Source organism: Thioalkalivibrio sp. AKL10 (assembly GCF_000381845.1).
GTDB lineage: Bacteria > Pseudomonadota > Gammaproteobacteria > Ectothiorhodospirales > Ectothiorhodospiraceae > Thioalkalivibrio > Thioalkalivibrio versutus.
In genome coordinates, this window is the sequence record NZ_KB907144.1 from 152,428 (window position 1) to 177,509 (window position 25,082).

The following is a 25,082-nucleotide window of genomic DNA, read 5'->3' on the forward strand; positions in this document are numbered from 1 at the left end:
GTGTCAGGCGCCACGCGTAAAATGCAGATCACCTACAGCATCGAGATACGCGCGGGAATTGGCGTGCACCTCGCCGCTCGCACGCATCGCATCCGGGTGCCACCAGCGGTAATCGCGATGTTGCGCCATCGGCAGGGAGGCCAGGCCCACCTCCAGGCGCAGATAGTGGCCCAGCGCCACATAGTGGGTACCGATCCCCGCGCCAAAGACATCCTCTTCATAGAGGTGGTCGTAGGCCCCCAGCAGGCGAGCGTCACCACGGGAAATGGCCAGGCCCAGTTCTTCTCGGCTCACCCGCTCGAAGGCCGCATCGAGGGACTCACCACGCTGAACACGGCCCCCCTGCACAAACCAGAAGCCCTGTGCCGGCCGGTTGTTCCGCAGACCGAGCAGGATCTCGCCCTCGGCATTCTCGATCACCAGATCGATCGATACCAAAGGCGCCGTAGCCAGCACATCGCGAAAAGAAGACTCGGAGAGCCACATCAGCTGCGGAAGCGATCCTGGTGGTCGAGGAACCACTGGTAGGCATCACGCAACCCCTCCTCCAGGCCGATCCCGGCTTGCCAGCCCAGGGCCGACAGACGCGAGACATCCAGCAACTTGCGCGGCGCGCCGTCGGGCTTTTCGGTATCGAATCGCAGGCGCCCGGTAAACCCGGTCACCTTGGCTACGGTTTCCGCCAGCTCGCGGATGGTGCAATCCTTTCCGGTGCCCACGTTGATATGGGAGAGCATCGGCTGGGTATGGGCCTGATAGGTCGACTCGTCCAGCTCCATCACGTGCACGCTGGCTGCCGCCATGTCGTCCACATGCAGGAACTCGCGCATCGGTGTGCCGCTACCCCAGATCACCACCTCCTCCTGCCCCGTCTCAACCGCTTCATGGAATCGGCGCAGCAGCGCCGGGATCACGTGGCTGTTCTCCGGGTGGAAGTTATCGTTGGGCCCGTACAGGTTGGTGGGCATCACGCTGCGGTAGTCGCGGCCGTACTGCCGGTTGTAACTCTCGCAGAGCTTGATCCCGGCGATCTTGGCGATGGCGTAGGGCTCATTGGTGGGCTCAAGCTCTCCGGTGAGCAGGGCCTCCTCACGCATGGGCTGCTCCGCGCTTCGTGGGTAGATGCAGGAGGAGCCAAGGAAGAGCAGCTTCTGCACCCCGGCCAAATGGGCACCGTGGATCAGGTTGGTCTCGATCACCAGATTGTCGCGGATGAACTCCGCCGGGTAGGTATTATTGGCATAGATACCACCCACTTTGGCCGCGGCAAGATAGACCTGGTCCGGGCACTCGAACTGCATGAACTCGTGAACCGCCGCCTGATCAGTCAGATCCAGTTCATCGCGGGTTCGAGTGAGTAGCTCGATACCTGCACGACCCCGCAACTGGCGGCAGATCCCACTCCCGACCATGCCTCGATGCCCCGCGACGAATATGCGTTGCGGCCTATTCATGGCGGCTCAGGGTTTGATACCCGTGATCACGCACAAGTTCGTCCCGCTCGGCACTTTCCAGATCCTCTCGAACCATCTCGGCCACCAGTTCGTCAAAGCGTATGCGCGGCTCCCAGCCCAGCTCCCGCTTCGCCTTGCTCGCATCCCCTAGAAGGGTCTCGACCTCCGTGGGACGAAAATAACGCGGGTCCACCGACACAATGCAGCGGCCTTTGTCGTCAAACCCCTGCTCGTCGACTCCCTCGCCGCGCCATTCGATGCGCATGCCCAGTTCGTGCGCCGCGGCATCCACGAAGTCGCGCACGCTGTGCTGTTCGCCAGTGGCAATCACGTAGTCGTCCGGGGTGTCCTGCTGCAGCATCAGCCACTGCATCTCGACGTAGTCACGGGCATGTCCCCAGTCCCGTTTGGCATCCAGGTTGCCCAGATAGAGGCGTTCCTGCAGTCCCAGCTTGATGCGGGCCAGGGCGCGCGTGATCTTGCGGGTGACGAAGGTTTCGCCCCGCACCGGCGATTCGTGGTTGAACAGGATGCCGTTGCAGGCGTACATCCCGTAGGCCTCGCGGTAATTGACCACGATCCAGTAGGCATACAGTTTGGCCACCGCATACGGGCTGCGCGGATAGAACGGGGTGGTCTCGTCCTGCGGAGTCGCCTGGACCTTGCCGTACAGTTCCGAGGTACTGGCCTGGTAGAAGCGCGTGGTCTGCTCCATGCCGAGGATCCGGATCGCCTCCAGCGCACGTAGCGTACCCAGGGCATCGGAATCCGCTGTATATTCCGGTTCCTCGAAGGAGACCGCCACATGAGACTGCGCGGCGAGATTGTAGATCTCGTCCGGCTGTACCTGCTGGATGATGCGGATCAAGCTGCTTGAGTCGGTCATATCGCCGTAATGCAGGATGAACCGTCGATCCCGATCATGTGGGTCCTTAATCAGATGATCGATCCTTTCGCTGTTGAAGGATGACGCGCGGCGCTTGACACCATGAACCTCGTACCCTTTTTCAAGCAGGAACTCAGCCAGGTAGGCGCCATCCTGCCCCGTAATCCCCGTGATCAATGCAACCTTATTCATTTATCTACCTCGTGCTGCTCATCCGGCTTGAACGCCTCCACATTCAGGCTCATCAAACGACCTTCATCCTTGTCCATGTGCGGCAGATAGCTCTGTGAATAATCATCTGTCGTTGCATGTTCTGTCTCCCGCCAGTCGTACCGACGAACTCCTTCTAGACCTGCCTCCTCGAGGAGACCCTTGATTAGCTCAAAGTCAAAGATCATCTTGTGATAGTCGAATTCGTCGCGCTGCCCTCCGCAAACCAGCCCCAGCACTTCGCTGATCGCCCCGGACTCCGAATATTGCGAACAGATCGCTGCGAAATCCGGCACCGCGATGCGCACCCTGCCGCCCTCGCGCAACACACGCGCCCATTCCTCCAGTACCCCACTGACCTCACGACGACCGAAGTGCTCGAGTACATGGCATGCATAGATGTCATCCACGCACCCATCCTCAAATTCCCGCAGATCCCTCAGATCGCACACGTGATCGACGTGCCCAAGCTTACGTGCATCCACATGCACCCAACCAGGAAACAGTTTGTCACCACACCCTAAGTGAAGCTTTACTTCCACAGCGGACTCCTATCCCAATACCAATCACGCCCAAGAAGACGCGATACACAAACCGGGTCTTTCTGCAGTATATCGGCCAATCGCGAAAACCCTGATGCCTTACCTTTAGTTACTTCGGTAAAATAGACCCTTGAGGCACAAGCCATCGCAAATAGATCAACAAAAGCCGCGACGTTGTGCTCAAAGCGGTCGGCGACGTCAAGCTTTGGGTTTGAATGCAGCCGCTTGCCTTCAGTATTTGGAACCTCGCTAACCGTGAACACCCTACCCGGACCAAAAGCCATCTTCGCATACTCTCTAACACGCGCATCGTCCGAACATATCAGCACGTCACCCTCTATCGTGGCCGCGAGCGAGTCTAAGTACGGAATGTAATTAGTTTCGTAGTCTGTGTTTCGAACATGGATTGCCGAAAATTCATCCGGAATATTATCCAAAACCTTATTACAACGAGCCGCGACTTCCGGCGTGAGGCAAAGCTCGCGCAGCATTGATGCTGCGCGTTTAGGCCCTCCTCCACCCACAGATGATGATTGCTCATGAACCAAAAGCTCATCTGGATAATCGCGATCAAAGCAAAATGTTAATGGAGTCTCACCTATCGATTCATATCGGACCAATTTTTCCCCAATGCAGGGGGCCTCCTTTTTTCCAACACGAACGACATACCTATCCAGCTGCCCTTCGATAGGAAAAATTTTGCAGGCAAGACCATTCAGAATAGATAGAGTGGCATCGTCAAGGGACAACGAACCGTCATCGCGGTCGCCGATCCACATAAAATAATTCCCAAGATCATCTAACAAGCCTGACCGAGAACCATCGAACACCAGCTTGCGATCATAACGCTTGGCATAGTCATAACAATTCCACATTTGTGTCAGCATGTCTGTTAAACCACCGTGCGGGCGACATAAAAGCCAACGCTCTTTTATCTTGTTTGTGGGGATTGTAGAAGGAGATGGCGCCGTTCGGGACGTACGATTAGGTTTAATCGCCGCAGCACTGGATAGACGCCAGTACGGATGGACCCCATTGTGCGGCGGATAGCAATCGGGCGGAGATTGTCGCGTGGAAAGCTCAACAGAGGTGAGCGTCAAGCTGTTGGAAAGGTATTTCAACGATTCCAAACGATGCGAGTCGAACTGGTCAATCTGCGGATACGGCCACGGAAAGCCTTCGTGTGCCAGCAGCCACTCCACGGCCTTGCGTAAGGGATGGTCGGGTTCGGCGGCACGCGCAACAAAGCTGCCATCGAAACGCGCAGCCAGGTTCAACAGGTTCAGCCAGCCCTGCAGGGTGAAGCAGCAATAGTGAGCCGTGATAGTCCGGGTCATCTCCTCGTGCTGGATGCCGGTCGGGGAGATCTGCAGCGGGATGCGCTCTTCGGCCCGCGCCAGCGTGGCGTACAGGGTATCGTGGTCGTCCAGAAATGCGGCGATCACGGCCACCTGCAGGTCGTAAAAGGTGCCGTGATTGTTTCGGGACTGGGCTTCCTTCGTGCCCTGCTCGCTGATGAGCAACCAGTCGAGGTAGTCGCGGAACCAGGCACGCAGGGTCTCCAGTTGGTCGCTGGACAGCACGCCGATATGGTGCAACAGACGCACCGCGTCGAGGGCGTAATACAAATCCTTCATCTCGATGATGCCAGTCGGTGCGCCGTGATTTCCGTTTCGGCCCCAACGCACCTGGGCGTAGGCGAGATGCGGATTCATGCGCGTGGCCGGGTCGATGAACCAGCGCTCCAGCCAGCGAACGGCATGGGTGGCGTAGCGCTGGTCTCCGGTCACGAAGGCGGTCAGGGCCAACGTCGTGCTGTCGTCGAACAGGCGCTGTAACCGGGTGCGGTCGTAGCGGTGACTCTCCGGCTCGTACATGCGGGTGCCGGGCACGCGTTCGCCGTCGCGCCGCACGTAGGGCAGGCCGTCTTTGGTGTCCGGGTTGGGCCACCAGTAGGGGGCGGGGTGATAGTAGTCCTGCAGGTCGCCGGAGGGGCCCGGTTCGGCCTTGTCCACCGGCGATTCCGGCTGGCGCTTCAGCGCCTCCGCCGCGTTCTTCAGCAGGGTGCGCAGCAGCTCGTCCTGGGAGCCGGACTCGCCGTGCTCCCGGTACTCGGCCCCAAGGGCCTCGATTGCCTCAAAACGGTAGCAGGTCAGGCCGATGGGATCGGCCTGCGCGGAGACTTCCCGCGTCACATGGTTGATGGCGGCACGAATGGCCTTCTGACGCTCGAGCCCGCGGTTCTTGAAGCTCTCGGTGGTCGAGGCCTCCAGATGGGCCTTGCCGCTGGCAAGCCGCGCCACCCAGCCGGCCACGCCCCAGGCACCGGCGTCGGGTGAAGGCTCGGCTCGCGACTGGTCCCAGGGGTCGTCCTTCCAGCGGTCCCATTTGCCGGGGATGCCCAGGCGCCAGAAGAGTTCCACCTTCGGGCGGCGACCATAGGGATGGTTTTCGCCAAAGCGTTCACGCGCATCGCGACGGAACAGAAGCTGCGGCTCTTCCACCGGGCTGGGCGTAAAGTCGTCCCGCAGCAGCTCGGCGTTGTCCGTGATGCGCTGCATGGGCACGGCGAAGTACGGCAGGTGCGGCGCGGCGCGCACCGCAGAGCGGATCGCCTCCCAGCCGGAGCGTGTAACGAAACAGTTGCCATCCCACGGCAGCACCCATTTCGCGCGGCTGCGCCCGTCCTCCAGTGCGGCATTGCGCGCCCCGTTGTTGTTCATCAGGTAGAGGTTCTTCTTACGGTAGGCCGCAGTGAAAACTCGTTCCTGTTGCACCGGTTCCGCCCCATAAAAGGCCGTGGAGCTAAGGAAGCCCGGCTCCGGATAGGCAGAGTAGTCGCACCCGATCTGCGCGAACGCCTCGGCCTCAAACGGGATCTCCAGATACGGCTGACCATGCTGTTCCAGCAGATCGATGATCGCCTGGCGTTCGCCGGCATCGAAGATGCGGTTGACCACCCAGCGCTTTTCGCAGTCTGCCAGCTCGGGCTCGTTTTCCAGGATGAAGCGCACGTTCTGGCGCGACTGGCCCTTGGCATGGCGCGGGTAGAGGTCGTTACCGATGATACGGTACAGCACAAAGGTGTCCGGCTCGCCGCTGAGCACCGATTGCTCGTAGGCGGCTTTCCACTCCCCATCCGCCGGGCAGCGGTGGGCGTACAGGGCTTTCAGTTCGTCCGGAAGGTTATCCTGGTCCATGGTTCCGTTGGTCATTCAATCCGCTCAGGGGCTGTGAAAAACCCTTTCATCCGTGGGTACGGGTGCGCAGCAACACTTGCGCAACCAGGTATTCAAATCGTGCTGTCGACTTCCCCATGGCGCCCGGCACTGTGCCTGTAGTCCGCACCTACCGAGGCATGCCCCCGGAAACCATGGGGCCAGGCACAATGGGGATTATTGATCCAGCTCAGTTCAGAAGTGTTTGGGTCGTTTGGGCAACCGCGTGCGGTCTGCTGGCCGGCGCATGATAACCCGACGATAGGCCCGGCCGGCTACCCGCACCGGCGCCATCACCTTCCAGCTCGTGGAGTTCACCAGAACGGTAATCTTTTTTTCCAGCGCCAGGGCGTAGCGACGAATGGCCTGGATATCGCCTTTGGCGATCCGCTTGGCGAGTTCATCACGCCCCAAACGGGCGTATTCGGGGTTCATCGCGCCGGGGCGGGAAGGCCACTGGCTGTGCCCGGGCACCCGGCCGCCGACCAGCCCCTTGAGCCGCCGATGGAGCACCCTGCCCGCACCGGGCGTCCGCCAGGACCGGCTGCTTAACAGGGCGGTGTACTGTTTTTCCAGTTTTTCCGCATAGCGGACCATTTCCTGGTAGTGGCGTACGCGCTCGCGGCGGTCGTTTTTCGCCTTGGCGCTTCGCTTCGCGCTTGCCGGCTTCGCCCGCCGGGGCGCTGTCGCGTCAGCCCGGCCGGCCAGGGCCGGCTCGTTGTGGCCGGTGGACAGGGCCACGGCCGCATCGGCCGAGGGGCCCGCTTCGCCCGCACGGGCGGCATACCAACCCCACATGGCGTTAGCGGTATCCAGCTGTGCCTGCAGGTAGTGCTTCTCCCGTTCGTGTGCGTCCCGGTATTCCTGAAGCTCCCGCTGCTTGTCGGCCTCGGGCGCCTCGATGGACTGCTGATGCACCGTGCGGGCCTCCTCCAGCCGCTCCTGGGCGCTTTTGAGCGCCTTGCGAGTGTCGGCGCACTCCTTGCGGCTGGCATTGACCTCGCTGCGCAGCTCGCTGAGCTTGTGCTTCAGTTCGGACTCTTGTTCACCATGGTGGCCCCACATGGTTTTCGCGGCTTCGATCTGGGCCTGCAGATAGCGCTTTTCCTTCTCGTGCGCGTTCTGGAGATCTTGCAGTTCCTGCAGCTTGGTGGCTTCGGCCTCCTCCAGTGCGGCTTTGTGCTCTGCGCGAAGCTGTTCCAGCTCCTTGCGGGTATCCGCGAGCTGCTGCTCAAGGGACTCTGCCTGTTCGGCGTGGCGATTCCCGGTGGCGGTGGCCGCGTCCAGCTGAGCCTGAAAGCCCTGGCGTTCGCGTTCGTGCGCTTCCCGTATGTCGCGCAGGGTCGTGTCTGCCTTTTCGGCCGCACGTTTGCGTTCTGTCGCGAGTTGCTGGCGGCGCGCCTGGGCAATATGCGCCAGGGACCGCAACTGAACACCGAGATCCTCCAACTTGGCTATTTGCTCGCCGTCCCAGCGCGCCGTGGTTTCGCCGCCGTCTGCGGCGGCCGCGCCGGACAGCGCGTTCCCGTCCTGCTGCCACAGATTCTCCAGCAACTGATGGCTGCGGCTCACGCGGCGCAGCCAGTCGTGCGCCACCCGAAAGCCGTGGCCATCGGCCTCGCGCGGTTCCCATAGCTCCAGGCCGTGCTTTTCTCCCACGCGGCTGATCAGGGCCATGGCCATAACTGTAAACGCCACGTAGTCCTGGGGATACGCGCGCACCAGCTCCGCAGGCAGGCTGCCGTCCTCCTGCATCTGCTCCTGCAGCCGGGGGATCGAGACATCGCGGGCGATGCCGGTGGCCAGGTCGTCCTTGCCACAGAAGTCCGCGTACACCATCCGCTGCACGTCGTACCAGAAGGCGATGTTGTTGTTGCGCGCCGCCGCCGTTTTACCCAACTCGCTTTCCGTCATCCATTGCAGCAGGTCGGAAAACCATTTCTGGATGAGGTGCACGTCGTCCGCGGTCAGACCACCCGCTGCCTCCAGAAGCCGGGCCGACTCGGTGACATAGATCAGGCGCCGGGCCTCAATGATGCCCTGCCAGCCACCATCCTTCTCGCCGGGGACCGCCTGGGCGTGCTGGAAATGCGGGTTCTGCCGGGTGTCTTCGTCCACGCACCAGGCCCGAAGAAGACGCGCACCCTGGTCGACATAACGCCGGTCGCCGGTCAGGAAGGCCGCCAGCGCGAGCGCAAGTACGGCCTCGGCAAATGCCTCGAATTCGGAGAAGTCGTAGGTGTCGGAATAGCAGTCGGGGTTGATCCGCCCGTCCTCCCGGACGAAGGGCAGACCATCGGTGGTGTCCGGGTTGGGCCACCAGTATTTGGCCAGGCTGTAGTAGTCGTGTGGATCGCCGGATGCGGGCCGCCCCTGCTTGTTCGTCACCGAGAAGGGCGCACGCTCCAGCAGTTGGTCGGCTTTTTCGCTCAGGCTGTCGACTGCCCGGCCAATGTCGGGATCACCGGCTTCGTACCGGTCTTTCATGAACGCGAGCTGCTCACCCCGAAACAGACAGGTATCCGGCTTGACCAGCGAGGCCTCGGCATCATAAGCGGCGGGGACCCGAAACCAGACATAGCCCAACGGTACACCGAGACACACGTCCAGAAGAATCGCCTTCTCGATGGAGACAAAACCGCCACCTTGTTCGGCTGGACCGGAAGGATGAGCTTCTGTCGGCATTGTGTGGCGAATCCTTTTGCGGTTGTTACTTTGGGTTATACACCGACTCGGGGCGGCGGGGCTGCGCCGAGCGCCTATGACCGCTGACGGCGCGAGAGGCGCTTCAGCAGGCGCAGCGTCTCGATCAGTTCGTGGCCCCACAATCGGGACTGCACCGCCAGGCTGATCAGCCGATACCGAACGGGGTATTGGCTCGCCAGCGCATACCGGTAATACAGGGGTACCGGCGGCAGCAGCGTCCGTAACACCCAGTACGTGCGTGAGGTGCTCGAACCAGACAGGATTTGGCCACCCTTGATTCGACGCGCCTTGGCTACCACTTCTTCCCAGGACACACGGGCCGGGTGGTACACCAGCGCCTCGGGGACAAAGCGGATGGGATACCCGCGGGCAACCGCGCGGCGGCAAAGATCGGCATCACCACCCGAAAATCGCGTAGCGTCGAAACCACCCAATTCCTCCACAACCGATCGTGGAATCAGAAGGTTGGCGGTGGCGGCATACCCGCGGCGCACGTAGTGCTCCTGCGGGATGCCGCGGATCAGATCATAGATCTGGTAGGCATTGGGCCGAAGAGTGTCCGCATACATCTCGACGGGGCCGGCCAGCAGAACGTCTCCGGGCTCTTTTCTGCTTGCGTCTCTCATAGCTTCGAGCCACTCGGGCACCGGGCGGCAATCCGCATCCGTGAATACCATCCAGTCCCCGACGGCTGCCGACACCCCGGCGTTTCGGGCGGCGTAGGAACCCCGCCTGTCACACTGCAGGATACGAACGTTGCGGGGAAGCGTCCGGGGCGCCACAAAAGGCTTCAAGCCATTGTTGATCAGGACCACTTCGAACTCGTCTTGCGGCAGGGTCTGCACTCGCAGGCAATCCAGCAGCTCGGGTACAAGCGACCAGTGATCATAGACCGGCACAATGACGGAGTAAGCCGGGCGGGTTGGCTGCTTCCCCTCGCACTGGCATGTCACGTCGGTTGCAGTCACGGCAGGAGTCCCGGTCATGACGGCTCAACCTCAAGAACCGCGGGCTCGTGCTCCGCTGTCAGCAGCCCGGCGATTCGCGGCACCAGTCTGAGCGCCCGGGTATAGCGCTGCCGGTCAAAGTGCATCTCGAACTCAAAGCTCAATGCCGCGAGTGTCAAACCGCGGTGCGGGCAGCCGAGCTCGTCGCTCATCTCCTCGAGTGCCTGCAGGCTTTTCGGCTTGCCCGGCCAGGAGGCCCCTGCGGGTTCGATCACCCATTGCCCCCAGTGGATCAGGCACGCCTGCCCCGAGCGGGTTAGCACAATGTTGCCAGGCCCTATGCCAGAGGTTGTGAGCGCAGGAGGCAGCGCCGCAAGCTGGTCGCGCCAGTTTTGCAGCTGGGCGCGAAGCGCATCCAGTTTCGTCTGTGTTGCGGGATCGGTTACGGCGATCTGCAGGCGATCCAGCATGCCTTCGTGCAGGCGCTGCCAGAGCATCAGTCGGGAACGCTGGTAACGGGTCAGCAGGGACTGCGGCGGACGCACCAGGAGCAGGGCTTTGCGAATCTCCTCTACGCCCCGGGAGGCATCGCCCTGGCGTTCTGGTAGATCTTCGGGAGCCTGCAACACGTGGCAATGAAAGCCTCGAACCTGCGTCGTGCCGATCCATGCCAGCCCGGGGAGGCCTTTTGGCGAATCCGCGAGCAAGGTCGCTTCGTGCTGGGCGTACGAGGCGCGCGCTGGCGCGAACAGCTTGATAAAGAGGCTCCGCCCCCCCGGAACGACACAATGCAGGACACCCACATTGGAAACGTCCGTCTGCCACCACTGGATATCCATGTCGGCGGGCACAGTCTCCCCAACCATTTCCGCAACCAGGTCCGGCACCCATTCCCGTCGGGCTTTTGGCGCCAGCAGCGTCCAGATCGATTCCTTTTTGTCGTCCTCTTCCGGGCTGAAGGCAGTCGAGTGGAAGAACAACGCGCTCAGCTTGGCCTTCTGGCTGTGCTGCCCCACCAGCCCCGAGACCACACTCGACAGCCGCCCAAAGCTCTGGCGCGATAACAACAACGCGATGATCGCGGGGATCAACCCCGGTGGATCCAGATACAGGAAATCGATCACCAGGTAGGCAAAGGCCAGCATGAAGCCCGTACCCGAAAGGACGCTTAGCCAGCCGTTCAGGTTCTCCTGAAAACGGCTCCGGAAACCCGTGTTCGTGGCAAGCACGCTCACGAGCACCGCAGTGACCAGAAGTAGGTAGCCCGAGACAAGGAACGCCACACCCGGATAGAGCCAGAACAGAACGACCACGGCCAGCAGCAGGAACACGGCTCCCGCAATCACCTCGGCATGGCGCTTGTAGGCGCGGGCGGCGAGCTCGTCCTGGTTCTCGAACAGGACCATCTTGCGGCTGCGTGCGAGCAGAGCCCGGGAACCCCGCTCGCCGCCGAACTCCACGATCCGTTCCGCCACGAGGTACAGGGCGTAGAACGCGACGGTGGCAATACTCAGCCAGACGATCAGCGCATCGCGGTCGAACTGCTCGAAGGCCGGCGGGAAATACCGGGGGATGCCGTCCGAACCCAGCAGGATGATGACCTTCAGCGGAAGGAAAAAGGCGAGCAGCATGGACAGCTGCGATACCAGGGTAAACAGCACCACCCCACTGGTAGCCGTTGGGACGGCCCAGAAAAACTTGGCTCCCAGACGGCTATTCCATCTCAGGCTGTACAGAATGTCGCGAATCAAGCTGACCAACCGCTGCCGGAACAAAGGGAACAGGATCGTCGAGCGGGCTCGGCGCCTGTGTGCGGAAAGGAGACAAGGATACTACGCCCCTCATGGCACCTGACAGCTTGAAAATGCCGATCTTGTCGGCCCGATCACGGATATCGCCAGCAATACAGCAGGCTGCGATGACGTCGCTCATACAAATGGTGCCACCAAAGTCCTAAATCAACCGACGCCGGCCGATGGCATCACCCACCACCCCATCGCGCAGAGGGCTGCGCTCCTACCAGCAGGAATACCCCCAAGAACCGTAGGAGGCCAGCCCCCTGGCCGATTGGGCATCACCCACCACCCCATCGCGCAGAGGGCTGCGCTCCTACCAGCAGGAATACCCCCAAGAACCGTAGGAGGCCAGCCCCCTGGCCGATTGGGCACATCCAGCACCCCATCGCGCAGAGGGCTGCGCTTGTATGTTTACCCGTGGCAGGCCTAGAAAGGGTCTGTCGGGGTGGAGGGACGAGGCCCGCATCTGGCCTGTGGCACAGACGGTAGGAGAGTTCGTCCCACCCCTCACCTTAAACGCCGATAAGGAATCGATCGGCTCGGGACCGACGATAGATGGCAAGCCAGCGTTCGGTGAGGCCCCGACAGACCACTCCAAGCTAGCTCGGGAGGTGTGATGATGGCAACGCATCGGATCGGGGTCGATGTCGGCAAGGCCGAGTTGTGGATCAGTATCGACGGTGAAACCGCACAGCCGTGTCCCAACGAGCTCCCGGCGATCCGCCGGTGGGTCCGTGGCCTGGAGGGGCCGGCCGACTTCGCCCTGGAGGCGACCAACGACTATCACCTGGCCCTGGCTCTGGAGGCTCATCATCAGGGCCACCGGGTGTATCTGATCAATGGCTATCGCCTCAATCGCTACCGCGAGAGCATCGGTGGCCGGGCCAAGACCGATGCCGGGGATGCTCGGCTTCTGGTGCGTTATCTGCAACGCGAACAGGACGAACTGCGCCCCTGGACACCGCCACCCGAGGGCTACCGGACCCTGCAAAAGCTGCTGCGCCAGCGTGCCACGCTGGTGCGGGCACGGGTCATGCTGGAGCAGAGTCTGCGAGGCGTACCCGAACTGCAGTCCAACCTGAAGCAGCTGCTTCAGGAGATCGGTCGGCTGGATGCCGTCCTCCAGCGTGTGCTGCGCGAGACGGTCGGTCGCGCCGGCTGGTCGGATCACGCCCGACGCTGCCAGCAGATCGAGGGCGTCGGACCGCTCACCGCGGCAGGCCTGACCATGGCGTTCCAGCGGGGGGCCTTCCGCAGCGGTGATGCGTTCGTCGCCTTTCTGGGGCTGGATGTCCGCATCCGCGACTCCGGCACGAAACGGGGGCAACGCAAACTCACCAAACAGGGCGACCCCGAGTTGCGACGGCTGCTCTATCTGGCCGCGATGCAGGCCAAGTCCAAACCCGCCTGGAACGACTACTACCAGCGCTGCCTGGGCCGTGGCCTGGCGACGACCCAGGCCCTGAACGCCTTGGCTCGAAAGCTGGCCCGCGTCGCCTTCGCTCTGATGAACAATCAGACCGATTACCAACCTAAGATCCCTTGTGGAGAGACACAGAATCTCCTACAGGTCTCGGAGCCACCGCAGGTGTAGGATGCCAGCCCCCTGGTCGATTGGGGCATCACCAGCGCCCCATGGCGCAGGGGCTGCGCTCCTACAGGGGGTTTGGCCATTTTGCTGGATGTCCGCGCGCATTTGTTCAATCTCGGTCATCAGCGTCTCGTGCCCGGCGCGTTTGCGTTTGAGCAGGTGATACGCCAGGCGTGCCTTCTCCTGCAGACGGCCCGGGCTCAGCTTGTACAGGTAGACGCAGCGATTGTCGAAGCGGCGAAAGTTCTGAGTCTTTACCCAGCCGCGATCCAGCAGCGCCTTCAGCGCGTAGTGGGTCTTGCCAACGGACAGCCCTAGCGCCCGCGCGATCTGGTGCTGGCTCATCTCCGGATCCGCCTCCAGCAGGCGAAGTACCTGGTACTTGGGATCGTCGTTGATCAACCTGCCGGTCCAAAGCCACTTAACGGCGACTGCATTCACGCGTTGAGCGCGCATTGGACCACGCACGCGCAGCATGGGCAAACGCAAGTGTTAGACGCTTTCGCTACCTGTTCAGCGAACGTTCCAACACCGCGCGTTCCGCCCGGTCGAATCATTTCGAGCCGCATGCGCTTACGCGGAAAACCAGAGCCCCGACAGGTTCCGATGAGTGAACTACCACACCGTCACCCCCCTGAGCGAATGCGCGGGTGAAAGCCTGGACTTCACGAGTCAGGCTGAACGACTCGGAAACCCGTCTTGAGCGTGGTTGCACCAAGCTTGATGTGAAGTTCGTGCCATCCCGCGACGCTGATCTGGATCGGAGCTGCCTGCAGGACATACAGGGCTTCGCCCGCTTGCGTCTGCGGGGCGAGCTTGCGGCCCGGTGCTGGATGCGCCTCGTGCCCGTCCGGGGCCTTGATCCTCGAGGATAGCTCCAGCTCGCGCTCAAGACCCGAGAAACGCAAGACGAAGGACAGTTGCGAGATAATGGTGGGAAGCTGGTGAACAACCACAGTGGCGCCCGTGTGTACACCCATCAAGGACAGGCGTCCATCGTCTTCACGCCGGACGTCATCGCAGATCAACAGATCATCGAGGCTGGGTTTCATCGCGGGGCGGCCCTTTCCGATAGAGGTTTCAAAGCACTAGAGGCTCGGTAGCGTATTGCGGGACGGGTGCGGAACGCCCGGCACAGCGGTACAGGTACTCTCCGAACGCCCTGCAATAGTGGTGCACCTCCCGTAGCGCAAGAGCGGAGGGACGCTTGAAGGTCTGCGCATCCATAATGCTGTAGCACGGGTTCATTTCGAAAATGAAGGGCCTGCCATCACGCATCAGGGCGTAATCCACGATGGCGTAGTCGAGCCCGGTGGCCTCTCTGGCACGAAGCAGTTCGGCGGACTCCGCAAGCTCGCCGTTCACGAACTCGATATGCTCCTTGCGGTGCTGCTCGATTCGGTCTTTGTCGCGCGAATCCGCATGTATATTCCAGTCACGAGACGAAATTACGTGTCGAGGAATCACCGAGTCTCCCACCACGGCACAGCGATACTTTCGGTAGTAGCCATCCGCATCGACGTAGTCGAAAAACTCCGCTGCAATGGTCCTGGAGTGGAAATATCCGTCGTCGAGCGCATACAAGTCCTCGACCCCATCGACCTTCTTCATCGTCGTGCCGAGATGGGACAGCTCGCTTCTCAAAATCAGGGGGACCCGAAGTTCGCTCTCGGTCAGCAGGGACTCACGGTTCGGCACGTATTTCACCCGTGCCGTTGCGATACCCTCGCGCTGGAGCTTATGCGAAAGGGCGACTCGCTCGGACGCCAGCAACGCCCCGGGCCTATTGAGCACCGGGCGATTGAGCCCGTCACTCCATGACTCAATCTGAAGCAAACGTTCGTGTTCCATTGAGGCGTTGCAAGCCGCAATAAGCACAACGTCTGCCCGTCGCACTTGAGTGTGCGTCACATCTTCAATGCGTTCGCAGTCGAGCCGTATCGAACAGTTCTTCCACAGGTAATTGAACAGATAGTCGTGAATCGTCGTGCCGTCCCGCTGAAAAACGGCGAGGACGCGCAATTCGGGCGCAGGCAGAATCATGCAGGTTCGCTATCCGCTGTCGCGACAACGGTTCTCAACTCCCAGTGCACATCAAGGGAGCCGTCCGGCTTTTCGTGCACCCCAAGGCGGTCACGGATCTCGCCTTCCAGCTCCGCCGGGCCGATTCCACGGAGATCGAACAACAGCCTGAAGAACTCCGTCATCTCGCGACGCTCTTTGAATCGCCAGCGAAGGGGTACCGGAGAATCGGAACGCACTGCCCACCCAGAGTCCCGCAACCGCGCAACTTCCGAATCGGAAAGATAGTAGCCATGGTGCCCCGTGCTGTTGAACTTGCCGACAAAGTCGTCCAGGAATCGAGTGATCGGTGAACATTCATCGACGTCACTCAGCACCAGCTGCCCGGCTGGCCTCGCTACACGACGGCACTCCGCAAGGAAAGCGCTCTTGTCATCCAGATGATGCACACCGGCCAGGCTGACCACCACGTCGACTGACCGTGCCGGCCATGGAAATGGCAGCAGTGGTCTGGAAGATTTGGAGGGGTGGGCCTTGGCCAGAAAGGCACTGCAGGGCTCATGCGTCCAGTGGCGGACCCCCTCAGGCAGATAGCGCTCAAGGTAGCCCCCGCCCGAAGGAACGTCGGCCACCACAACCCCGGCCGCCAGCGAAGCATGATCCAGCAATTGCAGGAATTCTTCGTCACGAGCGGCGGGCGCAAGCTCCATGGCCCTTTGATAGCTCGAGCCTCGCGCCTCGAACAGGGTTTCATAGTCGGACATCTGGGGAAGTCAGACCACGAGACCGGGCATCCGGACCGGCGTGAACCGATCCCGGCAGGTGGCCGGGATCAGGGCCGTAAGAGATCCCATTCGGAGACCGCTTACTGTATGGGTCACCTCACGACACCGCTGCCAGGCGCAACTACTCGAACCGATAACGCAGGCCCAGGTTGAGCGCGGTTTCGTCGCCCGCACGGATCTCGCCCGTCAGGCTCATATTGGATGTCATCAGGTATTCCATGCCCCCCAGGAAGCCAACCTCGCGGTCGTTCCGCATCCGCAGGGTGCCACTTTCACCATCCAGGAAGTCAAGATCACTGGAACGCTCCAGATCATAGTCGCTCTTGATCCGGGAATACTTGATCCCACCGTAAGGCCGGAAAGACCCGACACGACGTTCCAGAATCAGGGCTGCATGCCATTCGGAACTCTTGTAGCCATCCACATGGACGCGATCTTCCCCGGGGGGGTAAACCGGATCACCGCCCCCAGCAAAGAAGGGAGTCATCAAGTCCCATCCCCCTCCTGCATCTCGAATCTGATACATCACATCGAGAGTCAGGCCAGCGCCATGATCCTCCCACTCGTGCAGATCGAACTTGGCTCCCAATGCCGCTAGCCAGCCCGTGCTGGTCGACCCGGAACTGAATTCGCCGACATCAGCGTCAAACGGCCCGATCTCCGTGGTCATGCGGGCAGTGCCGTCTTCTTCCGTCAGCGCATAATTGAAGGAATCGAAATCCGTCAGGCGGGTGCGGGTGGCTCCCGCCCGTCCGTACAACTCGATACGCGGGGTAACCGAAAAATTAATCTGTGCGTAGAGATCCGTCTGGTCTTCGCGAGCGTCCAGTCCCCGGAAACCTTCGGTAAGCGCTTCACCCCCTGAAGTAAACGTCCAGTAGTTGGCGGTTCCCCGCTGGTGCATGTCGCGTCGCGAATGTTCCAGGCCGATGTCGACCGAGAAGCGATTGTCTGGTGATGCCGCCAGGTTTCCCACCGGAGCTGCGACTGCAGCAGACCCGAACGGCATGGCAAGTCCGGCGGCGCCAAACCCCAGCGCCGCGCGAATGGCTGACGACTTGAAACGATCCTTCTGCATACTTCCTCCCTTTTCCCTTAGCCCCGACCGCGTGTTTTCCAAGGTTAAATACACGGTCGGGGCAACCCTAAAAGGGACACTGCTTGAGCGTCAACCCAAGGCGCAACCGAAGTTGCCAGCTCCCTTTGATGCACGCATCGCAGCGAGCAGGGCCGACACTGGTCAAGGAAGAATGTTGGAGGTCAACAGCCGCTATCAAACACGGTGCCATTTTCCCTCTCGCGCATGATGGCCGGTCCCCAGCACACTCTCTCCAATAGGTTCGCGCGGAACCTCGCCCACCCCTATCGCTCGGACTGGATTGAGCACACGGGTCAGTCACTGCCGAAAAGATCGCGGGTATAGATCTTGTCCGCATGGTCGCGGATGTCGTCGGTGATGCGGTTGGCGACGATGACGTCGGCGATGCGCTTGAACTCTTCCAGGTCGCGGATGACGCGGGAGCGGTAGAAGTCGTCTTCGGGCAGTTCCGGCTCGTAGACGACGACCTCGATGCCCTTCGCCTTGATGCGCTTCATCACGCCCTGGATGGCGGAGGCGCGGAAGTTATCGGAGCCGCTCTTCATCACCAGACGGTAAATGCCCACCACCTGCGGATTGCGCCGAATGACCGCATCGGCCACGAAGTCCTTGCGCGTACGGTTGGCGTCGACGATCGCACCGATAATGTTGTTGGGGATCTCGTCGTAGTTGGCCAGTAGCTGCTTGGTGTCCTTCGGCAGGCAGTAGCCGCCGTAACCAAACGACGGGTTGTTGTAGTGGCTGCCGATGCGCGGATCCAGGCAGACGCCATCGATGATCTGGCGCGTGTCGAGGCCGTGGATCTCGGCGTAGCTATCCAGCTCGTTGAAGTACGCCACCCGCATGGCCAGGTAGGTGTTGGCGAACAGCTTGATCGCCTCGGCCTCGGTGGAGTTGGTGAAAAGAATCGGGATGTCCTTGTCCACCGCGCCCTCGGCCAACAAGCCGGCGAAGGTCTCGGCGCGGTCGGACTGTTCGCCGACGATGATGCGGGAGGGGTGCAGGTTGTCGTACAGGGCCCGGCCCTCGCGCAGGAACTCGGGCGAGAACAGGATGTTGTCGGTCTCCATCTGCGCGCGGATCTCGCGCGTGTAACCGACCGGCACGGTGGACTTGATGACCATCGTGGCGTGCGGGTTGATCGCCAGCACGTCGCGGATCACGGATTCGACGGTGTTGGTATTGAAGTAATTGGTCTGCGGGTCGTAGTCCGTGGGCGTGGCAATGATCACGAAGTCCGCATCCGCGTAGGCTTCCTGCTTGTCCAGCGTGGCCTTGAGGTTCAGCGCGTGGTTTTCCAGGAAGTCCTGGATCTCGACATCGATGATCGGGGAGTGCTTGCGGTTGATCTGCTCGACCTTCTCCGGCACCACGTCGAGCGCGACGACTTCATGGTGCTGCGCGAGCAAGACGGCATTGGATAGCCCGACGTAGCCGGTTCCGGCGACTGCGATTTTCATTCCTGGTTTCCTTCCTGTTGCAATTGGTGTAGCCAAGTTCGTCGGCCGTGCGTCCGAGCCCCGTAGGAGCCTGCTCGCAGGCGAAGCCCCTGCCCGCGCCGGACTTTGGCAGGGGCTTCGCCGCCAAGGCGGCTCCTACAGGGGCGTTGGCACGTTTGCCCAGCGCCCGAGGATACTGGGGCGCCATGAACAATGGTGCGAGCGGGGGCAGACAAGGTTAACGCCCGCCTTACCCAGCCACGCGTTCCTGCGGTGGGTGATTGGCCGGAGCGTACTCGTGTACTACAGCGCGGATGGTGCGGCAGGCCCGCTCGGGGTCCATGTCGCGGTCGGCCTGGTCCAGCTGATTGAGGGCAGCGTGCAGGTCCTTCGCCGATACGCAGTCCTCGCGTGCGCGCATGATCCGCGGATGGCCTGTGGCCAGCACGTTGTCGCCGATCAGCAGCTCCTCGTAGAGCTTCTCGCCCGGACGCAGGCCGGTGAACACGATCTCCACACCGTCTTCGGGCACGCCGTCTTCCTTCACCTGACGCCCATGCAGGTAGATCATGCGCCGCGCCAGATCCACGATGCGCACCGGCTCGCCCATGTCGAGCACGTAGACTTCGCCGCCCTCGGCCATGGCGCCGGCCTGGATCACCAGTTCGGCCGCCTCGGGGATGGACATGAAGTAGCGCGTGATCTCCGGATGGGTCACCGTCACCGGGCCGCCATCGCGGATCTGCTGGTGGAACAGCGGCACCACGGAGCCGGACGAACCCAGCACGTTGCCGAAGCGCACCATGCTGAAGATGGTCCCGCGCTTCTCGCGGGCGCGGTCCTGCAGGACCATCTCGGCCAGCCGCTTGGTGGCGCCCATGACGTTGGTGGGGCGCACGGCCTTGTCGGTGGATATCAGGATAAAGCGGTCCACGCCGGCATTGAGCGCTGCCTCCGCGAGCACCGCGGTACCGAACACATTGTTGCGCACGCCCTCGATCAGGTTGGCCTCGACGATCGGCACATGCTTGTAGGCCGCGGCGTGGTACAGCGTTTGTACGCCGTAGTCCGCCAGCACGGAGGCCACACGCCGCGCATTGGCCACCGAGCCCAGCACCGCGTGGATGGCCGGGCACTGCTCCAGTTGCGCCGAGTACTCCTGCAGCTCGCGCTCGATGCGGTAGAGCGCGAACTCGTTGCGCTCGAACAGGATCAGCGCCGCCGGCTCCAGACGAATGATGCGCCGACACAGCTCGGAGCCAATGGAACCGCCCGCGCCGGTCACCATCACCACCCGCCCGTGCACACTGCAGGTCAGCAGCTCGGGGTCCGGGGGTACCGGGTCGCGCCCGAGCAGATCGGCGATGTCCACATCTTCCAGCTGTTCCAGGCTCGCATGCCCGGAAACCACCGACTCCATCGACGGGACCGTCTGCACGTACACCGGAAGCGGTTCCAGCTGTTCCAGGATGCGCCGGCGTTCCTGGCGCGTCGCGGACGGGATGGCCAGGAGCATCCGCTTGACCCGAAAACGCGACACAAAGCGCTCCAGACGATCCGGACTATGGACGGGAATCCCGTCGATCGAACTCCCCTGCAGGCTGCGGTCCTCGTCCACGAACGCGACCACCCGAAACCGGCCCCCGGCCTTGAGCCCGGACAGGAGCTGCACGCCGGCCTCGCCCGCCCCGAAGACGACCACCGGCTCGGCACCCGCGCCCGCCTCGATGATCGAGCGATACCACGTGCGCACCAGGAAGCGGCTGCCGCCGACATAGATGAAGGCCACGATCGCGAAGTTAATCGGCACCGAACGCGGGAAGCCCTCGACCCGTCCCAGCATCGCGGCCGTCCATAGCACCAACGCCAGAACCACCACCCCGGACCCCACGGCCCAGATGGTGCGCGATCCCATGAACCGCACCACGGCCCGATAAAGCCCCAGCCTCACAAACAGCGGAATACCGACCAGGACCACCAGCGGGAACAGCCACCAGGTCTCCAGCATGATCGGCGGGAACGGCTCGGCCAGGCGGATCGCAAAGCCGGACCACAACGCCAGCGGCAGCATGACGGTATCCGCCATCACCATGAGCCAGCGCTTCTTCGAGCGCGGTAGCTTGAACAAGCTTTCCAGGCCCTTCCTCAGCATGATCTGCAACACCGTTCCGGCATGTCTCGCCCGACTCTCCCGTCCACAAAAACAGCCCGAATTACACTACAGAAAGTGTACGCACCCGCTCTCCATCGCGGCGTGCGGAGCATAAGCAAGCCGTTATAAAAATGCACTCACGGCCGAGAGTGTTGCCACCAACCGACGCTGGCAGGGGCTTCGCGGGCAAGCCCGCTCCCACAGGGCCGCTACCGCTAGCAGACTCCATCCCCGCTCCCTGCCTCATTCACTGTGGGAGCGGCCCTGGCCGCGAAGCCCCCGCCAAAGTCCGTTCAGCCGCTTACTCCAGCCAGGCCGCATCCCACAGGGGGTAATCACCGAGATTGCCGACCAGCCCTGCCCGCAGCGGGTTCGCCACCACATAGCGGGCGACCGCCTGGAGATCCTCTTCCCGGCGCAATGCGCGATCGTGGAAGCCGCTCTGCCACACTCGACACGTGCACCTCCGCAGCAGCCCAATCCGGCGGGTAGTGAGACTCTTGAGCTTTTGCACGGTACTGGAGAGGTCACCCCCTTCCAACTGCATCAGCCAGTGCACATGGTCAGGCATGACCACGAAACAGAGCGTCGACGCCGCGCCTTCCAGATCGCGCAACGCATGAACGACGCAGCGACCCTGGTCGAATTGCGAAAACCATGCTTGCCGATCAGCACAGACCGCGGTGATCAGATAGACCCGCCCCGGCTCGCTGAAACGGCCGAGGCGCAGACGGTGCGTTCGTGCCTTCCGTGGCATTCCAACCTCCTTGACTTGTTGAAGCACTTACTTGCAGGAACGAGCTTTGTGGGAGCGGGCCTTGCCCGCGAATGCCTCCCGCCCAAGCCCAACACCGGCAGGCGCTTCGCGGGCGAGGCCCGCTCCCACAGTGAAATTGCGACAGCCCAAATTGCCTCAGGCGAGGAGTTGGGCGAGGTCGTCGGGGCCGAGGATGGGGATGTCGAGGGATTCGGCTTTGGTGACCTTGGAGCCGGGGTCGGCGCCGGCGATGACGGCGGTGGTCTTTTTGGAGACGGAGCTGGTGATCTTGGCGCCGCGGGCCTCGAGGGCGGCCTTGGCCTCGTCGCGGGTCATGGTGTCGAAGCTGCCGGTGAGGACATAGGTCTTCCCTGCCAGCGGCGCGGCATCGTCCTTCTCCGCCGCTGGGCGCCGGGGCGGATCGGGCCAGTGCACGCCGGCCTCGCGCAGGGCACGGATGACCTCGAGGTTGTGGGGCTCGGCGAAGAAGTTGGCGATGTGCTCGGCCACGATGGGTCCGACATCGGGAACCTCCTGCAGCGCCTCGGCGTCGGCCTGCATCAGCGTGTCCAGGTTCCCGTAGTACTCGGCCAGGTTGCGGGCGGTGACCTCCCCCACCTCGCGGATACCCAGCGCGAAGATGAAGCGGGCCAGCGTGGTCTCGCGCGCCTGCTCCAGGGCGTGGACCAGGTTCGCGGCGAGCTTCGGGCCGACCCGCTCCAGCGCCTCCAGGCGTTCGGCGTCCAGCGCGAAGAGGTCCGCCGGGCTTTGCACAACGCCGCCGTCGGCCAGCTGTTCGATGATCTTCTCGCCGAAGCCCTCGATGTCCAGCGCGCGGCGCGAGACGAAGTGCTTGAGCGCCTCGCGCCGCTGCGCGGGGCAGACCAGCCCGCCGGTACAGCGGGCCACCGCCTCGCCCTCCGGACGCTCGATGTGCGAGTCGCACTCCGGGCAGGTTGCGGGCATCTCGATGGCGCGGGTATCGGCGGGGCGTTCGCCACCAGCGCGGCCCACCACCTCGGGGATCACATCGCCAGCGCGGCGCACGATCACGCGGTCGCCGATGCGCACATCCTTGCGCGCGATCTCGTCCATGTTGTGCAGCGTCGCGTTGCTGACCATCACCCCGCCCACCAGCACCGGCTCCAGGCGCGCCACCGGTGTCAGCGCGCCTGTGCGGCCGACACGGAATTCGACATTGCGCAGGGTGGTGGTGCGCTCCTCGGCCGGGAACTTGTGGGCGATCGCCCAGCGCGGCGCACGCGAGACGAAGCCGAGCGCCTGCTGGTCGGCCAGGGCATCCACCTTGTACACGATGCCGTCGATCTCGTAATCCAGCCCCGCCCGCCGCGTGGCGAGGCGCTCGTAGTACTCGAGGCAGGCGTCCACGCCCTCCAGCACCTCGCGCTCCGGGCAGGCCGGGAAGCCAAGGCTTTGCAGCCAGTCCAGCGTGCCGGACTGGGTGTCCGGCAGGGTCCCGCCCTCGACAAAGCCCACCGAGTAGGCAAAGAAGCTGAGCGGGCGGCGCGCGGTCACCTTCGAGTCCAGCTGGCGCAAGCTGCCGGCGGCGGCATTGCGCGGGTTCATGAACCCGCGCTGGCCGTCCGCCTCAAGCCCGGCGTTCAGCCGCTCGAAGTCGGCGCGGCGCATGAAGACCTCGCCGCGCACCTCCAGTACCCGCGGGGCATCGTCAGTGAAGCGGTCACCAAGGTGCAGCGGGATCGGCCGCACGGTGCGCACGTTGGCGGTCACGTCCTCGCCGGTCTCGCCATCGCCACGGGTGGCGGCCTGCACCAGTCGCCCGTTCTCGTAGATCAGGCTGATGGCGAGGCCGTCCAGCTTGGGCTCGGCCATGTAGGTGACGGCACCCTCGCCGCGCGCCGGGTCGCCAGTCTGTTTCGCCAGACGCTCGCGCACGCGGCGGTCGAAGTCGCGGATCGCGTCCGCCTCGAAGCCATTGGCGAGCGACAGCATCGGCAGGCGATGCCGGACGGTGGCAAAGCCCTCGGCCGGGGTGGCGCCCACGCGCTGGGTGGGCGAATCGGGGGTAACAAGCTCCGGGTGGTCCGCCTCCAGTTGCTCCAGCTCGCGCATCAGGGCATCGAACTCGGCGTCCGAGACCTCGGGGTCGTCGAGCACGTAGTAGCGGTAGTTGTGATGCTCGATCTGGCGCCGCAGCGCGTCGATGCGCGTCTTCGGAGAATCCGTCGAGCCAGCCTGCGAGGCAGGCGAACCCGACCGGCTCACCGCGTACTCCGCCGGCGCAGCACATCCGGGCGGTGGCGGCGCAGCCAGTCGCTCAGGTCCTCGCGCATGTAGGCCAGCGTCTGGTTGGTCGCGGTGGACTGCTGGGCATCCAGGATGCTGCCACCGAGATCGCGCGCCAGCACGTGGGCGTGCTCCAGCAACGCCTCGAAGGCGCGCTGTGGCTCGGCGCTGCGATGCACCTGGGTGAACAGCGTGACGCCGGGCGTCATCATGTCCGCCAGGTCTTCCTCGCGCAGGGTGCCGGGCGGGACCATGTTGGCGGCGGAGAAGAGCGGCACGCCGGCATCCGTCTCCGGTTCAAAGAAATGGTAGATATCCATCTCGCCGGGGGTCATTCCGGCGCGCTGCATCGCCGCACCCAGGGCGACGCCGGTGAACGGCTTGTTGCGCGGCGCAACCACATGCAGCAGCAGGATCTTCTCCTCCGACGGGCGGCGTTCGGCCCTCGGATTGCGCCCCACCACGCGCGGCTCGGACACGTATTCGCCCAGCGTCTCCATATCCGGCGCTGGCTGTTCGATCAGGTCCGGGTTCATCTCGTGGTCCGGATCCAGATGCTCGCCCAGGGTGTCATGGGCGCGCGTTGGCTTGAGCCTGCCCGGACGCAGGCGATCCATGCCGGAGCGCAGACGTGCACCCAGCCCCCCGAACGCCTCGCGGGCCCGCTCGACCGGGGCGCTGGCCGAACCCTTGCGCCGGGCCCGGGCCGAGCGATCCTCGGGCGACGGTTCGAACGCCCCGTGCGGCGGAGGCGGCGTGGGCTCGTCGTCGCTGTCCAGCACGCCGTAGATATCCTGGGCACGTTCACCCCGCCGGCCGTAGTCGGGTTCCAGATCCGGCTCGTCGTCGTTGGCGGTCACGCCGAGGTGCGGCTCGTGGCGCTCCTCGTGCGCCGCGCCGGGGATGCGCGGCTCGTCGAACGCGGGTTCGCGCGCGCCGCCGGTGCGAACGCTGCGGCCGGTATCCAGCGGATCGCCCCAGCCGGCCTCCGGTTCAGCGGAGTCCCCGGGCTCGGCCGGCTCGTACCAGCGCTTGTCGCCCGGCTCGTCACTGGCACGGATATGTACGGCCTCGTCGCCCCAGTCCGCCGCATCGTCCTCCATATCGCGCTGCTGCGCCCGCGCGCGCAGACGATGGGCGGCCCAGATCCCCGCGATCAGGACAATCCCCAAAATGACCAGGCTGATACGCATCCAATCCACAAAAAACC

At 63.1% G+C, this 25,082-nt stretch carries 18 protein-coding genes and 1 pseudogene; 1 reads left to right on the forward strand and 18 read right to left on the reverse strand.

All coding sequences use genetic code 11. The features are described from left to right. Positions 1-3: 3 nt before the first annotated feature. From G333_RS0109430 to G333_RS0109465, 8 genes are all read right to left on the reverse strand, one after another. Positions 4-438, reverse strand: a complete 435-nt coding sequence (locus G333_RS0109430; protein ID WP_231373041.1) for a GDP-mannose mannosyl hydrolase — start codon at positions 436-438, stop codon at positions 4-6. A gap of 47 nt (positions 439-485) precedes the next feature. Next, the gene (locus G333_RS0109435; protein ID WP_019628333.1) at positions 486-1,454 is read right to left on the reverse strand and encodes a GDP-L-fucose synthase; all 969 of its coding nucleotides are present in this window, start codon (positions 1,452-1,454) and stop codon (positions 486-488) included. After that, positions 1,447-2,532, reverse strand: coding sequence for a GDP-mannose 4,6-dehydratase (gene gmd, locus G333_RS0109440; protein ID WP_019628334.1), 1,086 nt, complete (start codon positions 2,530-2,532; stop codon positions 1,447-1,449). The genes G333_RS0109435 and gmd overlap by 8 nt, the downstream gene beginning before the upstream one ends. After that, complete coding sequence (locus G333_RS0109445; protein WP_026340940.1) at positions 2,529-3,092, reverse strand: methyltransferase domain-containing protein; 564 nt, start codon at positions 3,090-3,092, stop codon at positions 2,529-2,531. Before G333_RS0109445 ends, gmd begins: the two co-directional genes overlap by 4 nt. After that, positions 3,083-6,307: an alginate lyase family protein gene (locus G333_RS14345; RefSeq protein WP_019628337.1), complete on the reverse strand. Its 3,225-nt coding sequence runs from the start codon at positions 6,305-6,307 to the stop codon at positions 3,083-3,085. The genes G333_RS0109445 and G333_RS14345 overlap by 10 nt, the downstream gene beginning before the upstream one ends. Before the next feature lie 198 nt (positions 6,308-6,505). Then, positions 6,506-9,136 (reverse strand): alginate lyase family protein, encoded by a 2,631-nt coding sequence (locus G333_RS0109455; protein WP_231373043.1) that lies wholly within the window; start codon positions 9,134-9,136, stop codon positions 6,506-6,508. Next, positions 9,070-10,002, reverse strand: coding sequence for a glycosyltransferase family 2 protein (locus G333_RS0109460; RefSeq protein ID WP_019628339.1), 933 nt, complete (start codon positions 10,000-10,002; stop codon positions 9,070-9,072). The genes G333_RS0109455 and G333_RS0109460 overlap by 67 nt, the downstream gene beginning before the upstream one ends. Continuing rightward, positions 9,999-11,627: a hypothetical protein gene (locus G333_RS0109465; protein ID WP_019628340.1), complete on the reverse strand. Its 1,629-nt coding sequence runs from the start codon at positions 11,625-11,627 to the stop codon at positions 9,999-10,001. Before G333_RS0109465 ends, G333_RS0109460 begins: the two co-directional genes overlap by 4 nt. Before the next feature lie 748 nt (positions 11,628-12,375). On the opposite strand from G333_RS0109465, the gene G333_RS14350 reads away from it, so the two are divergent. Further along, positions 12,376-13,353, forward strand: coding sequence for an IS110 family transposase (locus G333_RS14350; protein ID WP_019628341.1), 978 nt, complete (start codon positions 12,376-12,378; stop codon positions 13,351-13,353). Between the two features lie 84 nt (positions 13,354-13,437). Here the strand turns inward: G333_RS14350 and G333_RS14355 are convergent. The 10 genes and pseudogenes from G333_RS14355 to G333_RS0109520 all read right to left on the reverse strand — a co-directional run. After that, positions 13,438-13,752: pseudogene (locus tag G333_RS14355) on the reverse strand (MarR family EPS-associated transcriptional regulator); the annotation flags it as partial. Positions 13,753-14,015: 263 nt separating this feature from the next. After that, the gene (locus G333_RS0109480) at positions 14,016-14,402 is read right to left on the reverse strand and encodes a hypothetical protein (RefSeq protein ID WP_019628343.1); all 387 of its coding nucleotides are present in this window, start codon (positions 14,400-14,402) and stop codon (positions 14,016-14,018) included. 28 nt (positions 14,403-14,430) lie between these two features. Next, entirely contained in the window at positions 14,431-15,393 is a 963-nt protein-coding gene (locus tag G333_RS0109485) for a hypothetical protein (protein ID WP_019628344.1), read from the reverse strand. Then, positions 15,390-16,136: a class I SAM-dependent methyltransferase gene (locus G333_RS0109490; protein WP_019628345.1), complete on the reverse strand. Its 747-nt coding sequence runs from the start codon at positions 16,134-16,136 to the stop codon at positions 15,390-15,392. The genes G333_RS0109485 and G333_RS0109490 overlap by 4 nt, the downstream gene beginning before the upstream one ends. A gap of 142 nt (positions 16,137-16,278) precedes the next feature. Further along, positions 16,279-17,235: a hypothetical protein gene (locus G333_RS0109495; protein ID WP_019628346.1), complete on the reverse strand. Its 957-nt coding sequence runs from the start codon at positions 17,233-17,235 to the stop codon at positions 16,279-16,281. Between the two features lie 314 nt (positions 17,236-17,549). Continuing rightward, complete coding sequence (locus tag G333_RS0109500; RefSeq protein ID WP_019628347.1) at positions 17,550-18,716, reverse strand: nucleotide sugar dehydrogenase; 1,167 nt, start codon at positions 18,714-18,716, stop codon at positions 17,550-17,552. Positions 18,717-18,945: 229 nt separating this feature from the next. Next, entirely contained in the window at positions 18,946-20,847 is a 1,902-nt protein-coding gene (locus tag G333_RS0109505) for a nucleoside-diphosphate sugar epimerase/dehydratase (RefSeq protein ID WP_026340942.1), read from the reverse strand. Between the two features lie 301 nt (positions 20,848-21,148). Continuing rightward, positions 21,149-21,604 carry a transposase gene (locus G333_RS0109510; protein ID WP_019628349.1) on the reverse strand — a complete coding sequence of 152 codons (456 nt, stop codon included), beginning with the start codon at positions 21,602-21,604 and terminating at the stop codon, positions 21,149-21,151. A 156-nt stretch (positions 21,605-21,760) separates the two neighbouring features. Then, a complete protein-coding gene (gene ligA / locus G333_RS0109515) occupies positions 21,761-23,851 on the reverse strand; it encodes an NAD-dependent DNA ligase LigA (RefSeq protein ID WP_019628350.1) in 2,091 nt (696 codons plus the stop codon). Further along, a complete protein-coding gene (locus G333_RS0109520; protein ID WP_019628351.1) occupies positions 23,848-25,065 on the reverse strand; it encodes a cell division protein ZipA C-terminal FtsZ-binding domain-containing protein in 1,218 nt (405 codons plus the stop codon). Before G333_RS0109520 ends, ligA begins: the two co-directional genes overlap by 4 nt. Positions 25,066-25,082 lie beyond the last annotated feature (17 nt).